This is a genomic window from Methylomagnum ishizawai (assembly GCF_900155475.1).
In the GTDB taxonomy this organism is placed as follows: Bacteria; Pseudomonadota; Gammaproteobacteria; order Methylococcales; family Methylococcaceae; genus Methylomagnum; species Methylomagnum ishizawai_A.
Genome location: NZ_FXAM01000003.1, coordinates 21,996 through 33,518, shown reverse-complemented (window position 1 = coordinate 33,518; position 11,523 = coordinate 21,996). Strand labels below are relative to the sequence as shown.

10 protein-coding genes are annotated in these 11,523 nt (G+C 66.4%); 9 read left to right on the top strand and 1 reads right to left on the bottom strand.

Annotation, left to right across the window (positions count from 1 at the left end; translation table 11 throughout):
* Positions 1 to 15: 15 nt before the first annotated feature.
* Positions 16 to 762, bottom strand: coding sequence for a YkgJ family cysteine cluster protein (locus tag B9N93_RS22220; protein ID WP_125469172.1), 747 nt, complete (start codon positions 760 to 762; stop codon positions 16 to 18).
* Between the two features lie 171 nt (positions 763 to 933).
* Between B9N93_RS22220 and B9N93_RS22215 the strand changes: the two genes are divergently transcribed.
* From B9N93_RS22215 to B9N93_RS22175, 9 genes are all read left to right on the top strand, one after another.
* Positions 934 to 2,439: a protein adenylyltransferase SelO gene (locus B9N93_RS22215; RefSeq protein ID WP_085216572.1), complete on the top strand. Its 1,506-nt coding sequence runs from the start codon at positions 934 to 936 to the stop codon at positions 2,437 to 2,439.
* Positions 2,439 to 3,269 (top strand): hypothetical protein, encoded by an 831-nt coding sequence (locus B9N93_RS22210; RefSeq protein WP_085216571.1) that lies wholly within the window; start codon positions 2,439 to 2,441, stop codon positions 3,267 to 3,269. Before B9N93_RS22215 ends, B9N93_RS22210 begins: the two co-directional genes overlap by 1 nt.
* Before the next feature lie 44 nt (positions 3,270 to 3,313).
* Complete coding sequence (iscX, locus tag B9N93_RS22205; RefSeq protein WP_085216570.1) at positions 3,314 to 3,508, top strand: Fe-S cluster assembly protein IscX; 195 nt, start codon at positions 3,314 to 3,316, stop codon at positions 3,506 to 3,508.
* A 131-nt stretch (positions 3,509 to 3,639) separates the two neighbouring features.
* A complete protein-coding gene (locus B9N93_RS22200; RefSeq protein WP_085216569.1) occupies positions 3,640 to 4,068 on the top strand; it encodes a hypothetical protein in 429 nt (142 codons plus the stop codon).
* A gap of 477 nt (positions 4,069 to 4,545) precedes the next feature.
* A complete protein-coding gene (locus B9N93_RS22195; protein ID WP_085216568.1) occupies positions 4,546 to 5,508 on the top strand; it encodes a hypothetical protein in 963 nt (320 codons plus the stop codon).
* 146 nt (positions 5,509 to 5,654) lie between these two features.
* A complete protein-coding gene (locus B9N93_RS22190) occupies positions 5,655 to 7,052 on the top strand; it encodes a ribonuclease J (RefSeq protein WP_085216761.1) in 1,398 nt (465 codons plus the stop codon).
* A gap of 281 nt (positions 7,053 to 7,333) precedes the next feature.
* Complete coding sequence (gene ald, locus B9N93_RS22185; protein WP_085216567.1) at positions 7,334 to 8,449, top strand: alanine dehydrogenase; 1,116 nt, start codon at positions 7,334 to 7,336, stop codon at positions 8,447 to 8,449.
* Between the two features lie 69 nt (positions 8,450 to 8,518).
* Complete coding sequence (locus B9N93_RS25045) at positions 8,519 to 8,791, top strand: hypothetical protein (RefSeq protein WP_125469171.1); 273 nt, start codon at positions 8,519 to 8,521, stop codon at positions 8,789 to 8,791.
* A gap of 611 nt (positions 8,792 to 9,402) precedes the next feature.
* Complete coding sequence (locus tag B9N93_RS22175; protein WP_085216565.1) at positions 9,403 to 11,379, top strand: DUF4082 domain-containing protein; 1,977 nt, start codon at positions 9,403 to 9,405, stop codon at positions 11,377 to 11,379.
* The last annotated feature ends 144 nt before the right edge of the window (positions 11,380 to 11,523 follow it).

The following is an 11,523-nucleotide window of genomic DNA, read 5'->3' as shown; positions in this document are numbered from 1 at the left end:
CCGGAAGATCGTCCATCAGGTGGGATGGGCCTTGATGGCGTCGAAGGTGGAAGCCATTTCGGCGAGGCTGACTTCGGTCGTCAACGCCTCGGCGAAAACATCGACGCCCGCCAGCCATTGCGCCAACAGGGATTCGTCGGCCAAGGCCATGGACAAGGCCCGGTTGAATTCGTATAGCCCGAACGCATAGCCCGCATCGCGCAGGGCCGATTGCATGGCGTTCTGCACCAAGCCGCGCACGGTCAGATGCGGACCTGAAAAAGCGATGCTCGCGAGTTCGCCCATCGCCGCCCGGACGCAGTCTTCCTGATCGTAGGCGGCGTGGCCGCGACAAGCCAGGGTCCGTACCGGATAGATGACGCACATGCCTTCGACGATGAACGGGCATTGGCAGCGCAAAGCCACCCGCGCTTCCTCGCCGAGGCCACGGGTTTGTTGGTCGGCGGCGGCGAGGCGTTGGATCAAGTCGATCCCGGTGCGCTGTTTCAAGGTGGCCGACACCGAGCGCACGGCGCGGGCGACCCTGAAGATTTCCGGGGCGGTGGCCGTGACCCGCAGTGTGCAGCAGGTGGCGCAGCCCTTATGGCAGGCCACGGCGGGCATGCCCTCGGCCTGGATTTCGACATTGCCCTCGAAGCTGCCGAAAGCCTGGGCCAACAAACCGTCGATCAAATCCGCGCGGCCCCGCCGTGCGGCCAGGGTTTCGGAAAACGCGCCATGTAGCGCCTTAAAAAAGTCCAAAGGACCGGCTTTGTCCGCCATTAGATGACTCCCCATGGTTCGCTATAAACCCGCCTATATTTCGATAGGGCGGGACCGATTGCAATACCCTTATTAATTTTCCGGGATATAGGCCGGGAAACAAGGTGTTCGCGGGCGCGACCGGGGGCCGGATTTCCACTTTGCCACGGGCGGAACGCCCATAGACCCGCCATGCACGGTTTCACTCCCCGCTATCCCCATCGAGAATTGCCGCTGGCCCCACGCTATGCAGCCCTGGGCCGGCCCTATCAGGTCGAAGTGCCCGCCACCCCCTTGCCCGAACCCCGGCTGGTCCATTTCAACGCGCCCCTAGCGCTGGAATTGGGTCTGGATGTCGGCGAGACGCAAAACCCGGAATTGCTGGCCATCCTGGCGGGCAATGCGCCCTGGCCGGGCTATGCGGCCACGGCCTCGGTCTATGCCGGCCACCAGTTCGGAACCTGGGTGCCGCAATTGGGCGATGGCCGCGCCCTCCTGATCGCCGAGATACAGACACCCGCCGGCCAGCGCCGGGAACTCCAGCTCAAGGGCGCGGGGCCGACCCCCTATTCACGCGGCATGGACGGACGGGCGGTACTGCGTTCCTCGATCCGGGAATATCTTTGCTCGGAAGCCATGCACGCCCTGGGCGTGCCCACCACCCGCTGTTTGAGCCTGGTGGCCTCGCCCGCGCCGGTCCAGCGCGAAACCCTGGAAACCGCCGCCGTGGTCTGCCGGGTCGCGCCCAGCTTCGCCCGTTTCGGCCAATTCGAGTTCTTCCGCCACCAAGGCGGCAAAACCGCCCTCGCGCCCCTGGCCGACCATGTCATCGCCGAGCATTATCCGCACCTGATCGACCAGCCCGACCGCCACGCCGCTTGGCTGGGCGAAGTGGTCGAACGCACCGCCCGTTTGATGGCGCAATGGCAAAGCTTGGGTTTCTGCCACGGGGTGATGAACACCGACAATTTCTCGGTGCTGGGCTTGACCCTGGATTATGGTCCCTATGGCTTCATGGACCGGTTCCGCCAATACCATGTCTGCAACCATTCCGACGCCGAGGGCCGCTACGCCTATTACGCCCAGCCGCAGATCGGCCAATGGAATTGCTCGCGGCTGCTGCGGGCCTGCCTACCCTTGCTGGCCGACGACGAGTCCCAAGCCCTGGAAATCGCCACCGGCATTTTCGAGCGCTACGCCCCGGTCTATGCCGCGGCCATGGAACGGCGCTGGGCCGACAAACTGGGCCTCCGCGAAATCCGCGCAGGCGACCTGGCCCTGGTCAACGACTTCCTGGCGATCCTGCAACGCGGCAAGAGCGACTTCACCCGCGGCTTCCGCCACCTCGCCAAGGTCCGCGCCGCCGACGATGACCCGGCCCACGGTGCCCGCGAGGAACTCCTGGATATCGCCGCCTTCGACGCCTGGACCGTGGCCTACCGCGCCCGCCTCCGCGCCGAACAAAACACCGACGACGCGGCCCGCGCCTTCGCCATGAACCGGGTCAATCCCAAATACGTGCTGCGCAACCATCTGGCCCAAGCCGCGATAGCGCAAGCCGAGGCCGGCGACGATGGCGAGGTCGCCAAGCTGCTGGACCTGCTGGCCCGCCCCTACGACGAACAGCCGGAACTCGAAGCCTACGCCGAGCCGCCGTCGGAAGCCTTGAGCCCTATCGAAGTCAGTTGCTCCTCGTGATGTCCGCCGCAACCCACGCCTTGTCCGGCCCGGAACTGCTGCTGGCCCTGCGGGCGGCGGCGCTGGCCGCCTATGGCTCGGAACCCGCCACACTGCCCGGCCTCCGCGCCTTGCCGGACGGATGCGATACCTTGGAACCGCCCCAGGCTTGGCCGATCCTGGCCTATGGCCTGATGGGTCCGCATCCGGCGCGGATGCTGTTGCTGCTGCGCCAGCACGGAGCCTTGCTCGCGCTGCTGCCGGAAGTCGATGCCCTGTTCGGCGTGCCGCAAAGCGCCGACGACCCGCCCGAGGTCGATATCGGCCTGCACCAATGCGCCCTGCTGGAAGAAACCGCCAAGATCGACGCCCCGCTCGCCACCCGTTGGGCGGCCCTGTTGCACAAGCTGGGCAAGGCCGGTTCCCCCCGCGAATTCTGGCCCGGCCATTACGGCCACGAGGCGCGCGGCATCCCGCTGGTCGAAGCGGTGTGCGCGAGGTTCCAGGTGCCGGAAGATTGCCTGGCTTTGGCGCGGTTGGCGGTGCGGGAATGCGACCGGGTCCACCGCGCCGTGGACATGCGGGCGACCGCCATCGCCGGTTTGCTGGAGCGGGCGGAAGCCCCGCGCCATCCCGAACGCTTCGCCCGTTTGCTCGACATCTGCGCCTGCGACTACCGGGCCTATCCAGGACAGGCGCTGGAAACCTATCCCAAGGCCGACAAGCTGCGGCGGGCCTTGGCGGCCTATACCGGCGTGGAACCGGCCCCGGCGCGGACGGCGGCGGAGCTGTTCGAGTCCCGCGCCCAGGCCGTGGCCCAGGCGCTACGCAGCGAGCGCTGGACCGAGTGAGCCGCGCCATCCCCCCTCCCCCAACTTCCCGCGAGGAATTCCCCATGAAATTCAGCGACACCTTCGATATCGCCATCGCCCTGGCCGAGGCCCATCCCGACGTGGACCCGAAATTCATCCGCTATACCGATCTTTTGGATTGGGTCCTGGCCCTCGATGGGTTCTCGGACAACGTCGAGAAATGCAACGAGAAAGTGCTGGAAGCCATACAGATGGCGTGGTTGGACGAGATCGCCTAAGCCCAGGACCGGCCCCAGGTCAAGGGCTGTTTTTGGTAATAATTCACAAAACCGCCGCTGTCCAGTTCACTGTCGAAACCACTCCCACGGGTGCAGACTATCCCCCAAGACCCGCCCACCGGAGAACGACCATGAACCAGACCCCCGCCCTCCTCGCCTTGTTGTTATCCGTAGGTTGCGCCCAGGCCGGCGAAGACGCCGGGCGGATCGCCCTCGGGGCCGACCAAACCCTGCGCCTCGACGTGGTGGCGCAAACCGAGGTCGCGGGCAGTTGCGATGTGCTGCTGGGCTTCCTCGACGGCGCGGGCAACCTGATGCGCGACACGGCGGGACATACGCTGTCCAAGCGCGTCCATCTGGCGCCGGGTCAGGCCGACTACCTCGAAATCCGGGGCCGGGAACTGAGCGACCAGGCCCGGGCGGAACTCGCCCCCGCCATCCAGGTGGAACCCGAAAACGGCAAGGACGGCTGTCCCGGCGTGATGGCGCGGGTCGAGGTGCTGGACGCCAAGGCCTACCACACCGCGATGGGCGCCCAGGACCGCCTCCCGCTGAATTGACCGGCGGACCGGCCCCTGCACCGCCCGCCGTCCCGATCCCTGTCTCTTCGCGGCGACGCCTTCCCGAGCCGCCCCGGCCCTTAGACACCCGATTGGACCGATCCGGCTGTTTCCCCACGGAAAAAGCCGGTTTCAATCGGGATCGCCCCCGCTTCAAACCCACCCGGCCCGCGCCCGGAACCCTGGCGCTGGCCGCGGGTGTCTTGGATTAACGACGCTTGCCAGTTCCCGCGCCACCGGATGGCTAGGCCGGACCATGGCCAGACCGCGCCAATCCCCCCCGTAATCCGCCCAAAATGGCTTGAACGGCCAAAACCCAGGCCGTTTCAGGCGATTGGCATGGCTTTCGCACTATCGTCGGCGTCTGGATTTGGCCGGATCGCGACCGGCCAGATACCCTGTGGAATACAAGGAATCCACCGCTTTCCAAGGAGTTTCTAATCGCCGCCCATATCCCCATGGGCTATAGGTATCACCATGAAATACCGCGCACGCATCGCTCCCACCCTATGGGTTCTACCCCTCGTCTCCCTGGCCTGTGGATCGTTGTATACGGAAAGCGTCTCGGCGCTCAATCCCCCGGCCAACCTGCGTATCGGCTCCGGGAGCGGTGTCGATTGCGTCCACAAGGTTTGGCAAAACCTCGAAGCCTGCGGTTGGCCCGGCCCCGGCAATACCGGCTGGCAACCCACCGGAGTTACCCTGACACCCGGCGGCAGCATGACCATCACCACGCCCGGCACCGTGATCGATAGCCGCGATATCAGCGGCAATATCTATATCAGCGCCAATAACGTGACCATCAAGCGCTCGCGTGTCCGCGGCAGCGCTTTCGCCCTGATCCAAGTCAAGGACGGCATCAGCGGTGCCCGGATCGAGGATTGCGAGCTCGATGGCCGGGGCACGGCGGGCGGCACCAATTCCATGGGGGTCATCGGTCCCGCCACGGTCTTGCGCTCGAATATCTACGGGGTGGAAAACGGCTTCACCCCGCTCAGTGGTTCGAGCCTCCAGGATAGTTATATACACGACCTGGGGGCACCGGGTTCGCCGCATTATGACAATATCCAAATCGATGGCGGCACTTCCAATATATCGATCATCCACAATACCCTGCACAATGCTTATCAGCAAACCTCGGCCATCATGGTCGATGATTATTTCGGCTCGACCGCCAACATCGCCATCACTAATAATCTGATGGCCGGTGGCGGGTTCATCGTCTACGCCTATGCCGCCAATGGAAACACCACCACCAACGTCACCCATACCAATAATAAATTCTCCACGGCGCTTTACCCTTGCGCCGGTTATTTCGGGGTGTGGTATCCCAGGGCCGCGCCCACCGATGGCTGGCATCGCAGCGGCAATGTGATCTTGGAAACCGGCCAAAACATCGACAACCAAAATCCAACGGTGAATGGGTCCGTCTGCAATTGAATCCGGCCCGCGCATGGTCCGGGTGGAGCCGCCGGGCCGCCCACCCTTGAAGCTTGGCCGGAGCGGCATCGGTCTCGACAAACGCCGCCATATCGAGCAGGATGGGGCGCGACCCCTTCCCATCCACCCAGGACCGCCCACCCCGGATGAGCTTCTACCCCACCCCCAGCACCGAAGAACTGCTGTTCCTTCCCTTGGGCGGCGTCGGCGAGATCGGCATGAACCTCAGCCTGTACGGCTACGGCGGCAGTTGGATCGCCGTCGATTTCGGCATCACCTTCGGCGGCGACGATTTTCCCGACTACGAGGTCATGATGGCGGACCCGGCCTTCATCGCCGCCCGCCGCGACCGGCTGGCCGGGCTGGTCCTGACCCACGGCCACGAGGACCACATCGGCGCCCTGCCCTACCTCTGGCAACGGCTGCGCTGCCCGATCTACGCCACCCCGTTCACGGCGGCCCTGGTCCGCGCCAAGCTGGCCCGCGTGGGGTTGGAGGACGCACCCATCGTCGAGGTGGGCCTGGGCGGGCGTTTCGAGGCCGGCCCGTTCGCGCTGGAATATATCGGCATGACCCATTCCATCCCCGAACCCAACGCGGTGTTGATCCGCACCCCGGTGGGTTCGGTGTTGCATACCGGCGACTGGAAGCTGGACGAGCGCCCGGTGATCGGCCCGGTCTACGACCATCGGCGCTTGGTGGGACTCCGGCGCGAACCCTTGCTGGCGATGGTCTGCGATTCCACCAACGCCATGGTGCCGGGCAGCACCGGCTCCGAGAGCGATTTGTTCAAACCCCTGCTGGACCTGGGCAAGACCGCCAAGGGCCGGATCGTCGCCACCGCCTTCGCCAGCAATGTCGCCCGGCTGGCGACCCTGGCGCGGGTGGCGGACGCCCTGGGGCGGCGCTTCGGCGTGGTCGGCCCGGCCATGGAACGGATGCTGGCGACCGCCCGCGGCCTGGGCTATTGGCCGGACAAGCTGCCCGAGCCGGTCGACGGCCCGCACCTCGGCCACCTGCCGCCGGAAGCCCTGTTCGCCGCCTGCACCGGCAGCCAGGGCGAACCCAATTCGGCCCTGGCGCGGCTGGCGGCGGACCGCCACCGCGATTTGCTACTGGACCCCGGCGATCTGGTGATCTTCTCCTCGCGCATGATCCCCGGCAACGAACGCTCGGTGGAACGCATCCAACAGCGGCTGCGGGATTTGGGCGTGCGGGTGGCCACCGACCACGACGCCCTGGTCCATGTCTCGGGCCATCCGGCCCAGGCCGACCTCGAACGCCTGTATGGCTGGGTGCAGCCGCCGGTGGTGATCCCGGTGCACGGCACGCCGCGCCATCTGGCCGCCAACGCCGCCGTGGCCCGGCACAGCCACGTCCCCGCCGTGCGCGTGGTCGATAACGGCGAGGTCTGCCGCTTGAACCCTTGGGGCGTGGAGGTGCTGGGCCGGGTCGAGACCGGACGCCTCTGGGTCTTGCCAGATGGCCGTTTGGCCAAGGTGCCGGAAGCGGATTGGCGGAAGATGCGGGCCACCAGCCATTGAGCCATGCCCGCGCCGGCTTGTGCCGATTGCAACAAATCCCCGGTTCCATCCCACCACGCCCGCCCCCGCCCATCCCCCCCGATCCCAAGCCCGGCGCGGCTTCCGGCACATCCGCGCGTCCTGGCTCGGGCTTTGCTTCCCGTGATTGATTGCATCACAACGACCGGCGGGAGCGGGACGGCTTCCGCATCCCTCCCAGCAGGGTCCGGCCCGGTGCCGCTCCCCCGCCATCCCCAAGCCGGCCACACCCACCATCCCCCAAGAATAGCGAGACCATCCCCATGAAAATCGGTGTCCCCAAAGAAATCAAAACCAACGAAAACCGCGTCTCCGTGGTCCCCGCCGGGGTCGAGGCGCTGACCGCCGCCGGCCACGAGGTGCTGCTCGAAACCGGGGCCGGGGTCGGCAGCGGCTTCGAGGATGCCCAATACACCGCCGTCGGCGCCCAGATCCTGCCCGACGCCGACAGCGTCTGGGCCGGGGCCGACCTGATCGTCAAGGTCAAGGAACCCATCGAACCCGAATGGAAGCGCATCCGCTCCGGCCAGACCTTGTTCACCTATTTCCATTTCGCCGCCAACGAGAAACTGACGCGGGCGCACCTCGATTCCGGGGCGGTCTGCATCGCCTACGAAACCGTCGAGCTGCCCTCGCGCGAACTGCCCTTGCTGACGCCCATGTCGGAAGTGGCGGGCCGGATGGCGGTCCACGAAGGGGCCAAATACCTGGAGAAACTGCACGGCGGGCGCGGCGTGCTGCTGGGCGGGGTGCCGGGCGTGCCCCCGGCCAAGGTGGTGGTCCTGGGCGGCGGGGTGGTCGGGATCAACGCCGCCAAGATGGCGGCGGGGCTGGGTGCCCAGGTGGTGATCCTGGATATTTCGCTGGAACGGCTGCGCTACCTCAGCGATGTGCTGCCGGCCAATGTGCAGTTGGTGTTCTCCAACCGCCACAACGTGCTGGAATACCTGGCCCAGGCCGACCTCGTGATCGGCGGGGTGCTGATTCCCGGCGCGGTGGCCCCCAAGCTCCTGCGCCGGGAAGACCTCAAGCTGATGCGGCCCGGCGCGGTGATCGTCGATGTCGCCATCGACCAGGGTGGCTGCGTCGAGACCATCCACGCCACCACCCACGAAGACCCCACCTACGTGGTGGATGGCATCATCCATTACGGCGTCGCCAACATGCCGGGCGGGGTGCCGCGCACCTCGACCCTGGCCCTGACCAACGCCACCTTCCCCTATTTGCTGCGCTTGGCGAACCAGGGCTGGAAACAGGCGTTGCGCGGCGACGAGGCGCTGCGCAAAGGCTTGAACATCGCCCAGGGCTATGTGACCCACGCGGGCGTGGCGGCGGCCTTCGGCATGGAACACCTGGCCCCGGCGCGGTTCCTGGAATGAATCCGCCACGGCCGGTCCCCCGCCGGCTTAGGTAATCCTCCCGACTGGCCGGGTCCGGTGGTCGGTAAGATGATGGAATTCCGCATCCCGCCCGGCCCGGACGGCGCGGGACGCTTCCACCGAACCGGCCAGGGAGGACGAGCCATGCTGGATGGCATCCTGATTATGCTGGGAACGATCCTCCTCAACTGCCTCCTGGTCTGGATCGCCAGCCCCTGGGTCTGCCGCCGCTGGCTCGCCCTGCCACGCGATGGGGTAGGCCCCGAGCGCAGGCGCGGGGAACGCCGCGCCCATCCTCGCGGCCACTCCAGCCCGGACCGGCGCAAGTCCCAGGATTTTTAGCGGCGTCTCCGTCCGGCGACGGCCCTTCCCGATCCTCCGTCCCGCGCCATCGTCCACCGTTCCATCCCGCCCCGGCTGTGCCGCCGCCATGGCAATCCCCCCGGATTCCGCCTCTTTCCCGGCCAGACCATCCCGGAATCCCTACGCCCGCCCAGCGCTAGCGACAAAACCGTCCCCCGCCCTTCCCGGCCACGGACAGGTCCGCACCCTGCCGGACCGGGGTTGCCCAAGCCAGCAGCGCGTGGCGACACCCCCCTGTCGCCGCCGGGGGCATAGGTAGTCCTGCGTATCCTGTCTGTGATCGACGACGCCGATGGCACCCGCCGGACGTCCGGGCCAGCGCCATTCCCCGCCTCCCGCCTCCGGTTCCCGCCGCCCCACGATCCACCCAATCCTTTATGGATACAGGGTTTTGCCCGCTCCGGGACAGCGTCCCGCCACCCCGCCCGAACCCGTTTGGCCCGGCTTTTGCGCTTTCCCCGGCGTGAACAGGGAAGCCCCAATCCATGACCCGCCCACGGCGGCCAACGTAAGGACACCCATCATGCCCACCGGGCTGAAACCAGCCCCGGCCCCGCGTCCCGGCAAGCCCGGCGGGGGACACAATAGCCATGAGGACCATCATGTTCAGCAGCAAGGCAACCAACCCCAAACCCCATAAGATCGGCCGCACCGCGCTGTGCGGATGGCTCGCGCTCCTAGGCCACGCCGCGACGGCGGGAGCCGGCCAGGTCACGCTCTCCTGGGACGCCAACACCGAATCCAGCCTCGGGGGCTACAAACTCTATTACGGGACCAGCAGCGGCAACTACACCACCAATGTCGATGTCGGCAAGGCCACCACCTACACCTTGAACAACCTGGCCGACGGCGCGACCTATTACATCGCCGCCCAGGCCTACGACACTACCCGGACCGTGCAAAGCGGCTATTCCAACCAAGTCTCCTACGTCGCCGCCCCGGCCGCCCAGATCGCGGCCAGCCCGGCCTCGGGCTCGGCCAAGGCCGGGCAGACCGTGACCTTCACCGACACTTCCCAGGGCAGCGTGACCAGCCGTTCCTGGAACCTCGGCAACGGTGTCACCAGCACCGCCCAGTCCGCTTCCACCAATTACAGCGCGGCGGGCACCTATACCGTCACCCTCAAGGTGACCGGCCCCGGCGGCAGCAATACCGCCACCCAAGCCTATGTCGTGCAGGCCACCCAGGTGGCCGCACCGGTCGCCAATTTCACCGCCACCCCGGCCACGGGGACCGCGCCCCTGCCGGTGAGCTTCACCGACACCTCGACCGGCAGCCCCACGGCCTGGTCCTGGTCGTTCGGCGACGGCGGCACTGCCACGGTCGCCAGTCCCTCGCACACCTACGCGGCGGCGGGCACCTATACCGTCACCCTCACCGCCCGCAACGCCAGTGGTTCCAGCAACAAGACCGGCACGGTCACGGTCACGGGTTCCAGTTCCGGCGGCTCCGGCGATGGGGCCAATGGCTTGGTCGCGGCCTACGGCTTCGAGGAACCGACCGGCAACACCGCGCTGGATTCGTCCGGCCTCAACAACCACGGCACGCTCAGCGCGGCGACGCGGACCAACAGCGGCAAATTCGGACGGGCCTTGAGCTTCAACGGCACGAGCGCCTGGGTCTCGGTCAAGGACGCCGCCTCGCTCGACCTCACCAGCGGCATGACCCTGGAAGCCTGGGTCTATCCGCAGGCCGCGATGAGCGGCGTGTCCGGCGTCCTGAACAAGGAATCCGGCTCCGGTTCGGCCTATGGCCTGTTCGCCAACGCCGCGACCAACCAAGCGGCGGCGGGCGTCATGACCAGCACTTGGTGGCAATTGCCCGGCGGGACCAGCCTGCCCGCCACCACCTGGAAACACCTGGCCGCCACCTACGACGGCAGCCTGCTCAAGCTCTACGTGGACGCCAACCCGGTGGCCCAGGGCGCGGTGAACGGCGCCATCCAGGTCTCCGGCGGGGCGCTGCGTATCGGCGGGCATAGCGTGCTGGGCGATTATTTCGCGGGCCGCATCGACGAGGTGAGGCTGTACAACCGGGCCTTGAACCAGGCCGAGATCGCCGCCGACCGTAACAAGCCGATCCTGAACAGCCTGTGGAAAACCTCCACCGTGCCGGCCAACCCGACCGAACCGGGCGATACTTCGCCGGTGGAAGTGGGCCTGAAGTTCAAATCCGACGTGGCCGGTGCCATCACGGGTATCCGCTTCTATAAGGGCACGACCAACACCGGCACCCATGTCGCCACCCTATGGAGCGTCGGCGGCCAACAGTTGGCGCGGGCTACCTTCAGCGGCGAAACCGCTTCCGGCTGGCAGCAGGTCAATTTCGCCACCCCGGTGAAAATCGCGGCCAATACCGTTTATGTGGCGTCCTACCATACCAATGTCGGCCAGTATGCCCATAACATCAGCTTCTTCGCCACCGCGGGCTACGACAACGCGCCACTGCACGCCCTGGGCGGGTCCGGCAATGCCAATGGCGTCTATCGCTACAGCGCCACCCCGGCCTTCCCGGATAGCAGCTATCAATCCACCAATTACTGGGTGGACGTGGTATTCAAGCCTTGATAGCCATGGGTATCGATAGGATCATGGGTGAAGCTTGGATGGGAGAATCCAGATCGACGGCAAAATCGGTCTCCCATCCTTTTTTAGCCCGGCCATATCCTATTGCCTCGATGCCAAGCGCCTTGCCATAAGATGCCCGTACGT

Bases quoted from the DNA above. Each gene is read 5' to 3' on its own strand.
- iscX (WP_085216570.1), top strand. From the start codon at position 3,314: ATGAAATTCAGCGACACCTTCGATATCGCCATCGCCCTGGCCGAGGCC.
- B9N93_RS22200 (WP_085216569.1), top strand. From the start codon at position 3,640: ATGAACCAGACCCCCGCCCTCCTCGCCTTGTTGTTATCCGTAGGTTGC.
- B9N93_RS22195 (WP_085216568.1), top strand. From the start codon at position 4,546: ATGAAATACCGCGCACGCATCGCTCCCACCCTATGGGTTCTACCCCTC.
- B9N93_RS25045 (WP_125469171.1), top strand. From the start codon at position 8,519: ATGATGGAATTCCGCATCCCGCCCGGCCCGGACGGCGCGGGACGCTTC.
- B9N93_RS22220 (WP_125469172.1), bottom strand. From the start codon at position 762: ATGGCGGACAAAGCCGGTCCTTTGGACTTTTTTAAGGCGCTACATGGC.
- B9N93_RS22175 (WP_085216565.1), top strand. From the start codon at position 9,403: ATGAGGACCATCATGTTCAGCAGCAAGGCAACCAACCCCAAACCCCAT.
- B9N93_RS22210 (WP_085216571.1), top strand. From the start codon at position 2,439: ATGTCCGCCGCAACCCACGCCTTGTCCGGCCCGGAACTGCTGCTGGCC.
- B9N93_RS22215 (WP_085216572.1), top strand. From the start codon at position 934: ATGCACGGTTTCACTCCCCGCTATCCCCATCGAGAATTGCCGCTGGCC.
- ald (WP_085216567.1), top strand. From the start codon at position 7,334: ATGAAAATCGGTGTCCCCAAAGAAATCAAAACCAACGAAAACCGCGTC.
- B9N93_RS22190 (WP_085216761.1), top strand. From the start codon at position 5,655: ATGAGCTTCTACCCCACCCCCAGCACCGAAGAACTGCTGTTCCTTCCC.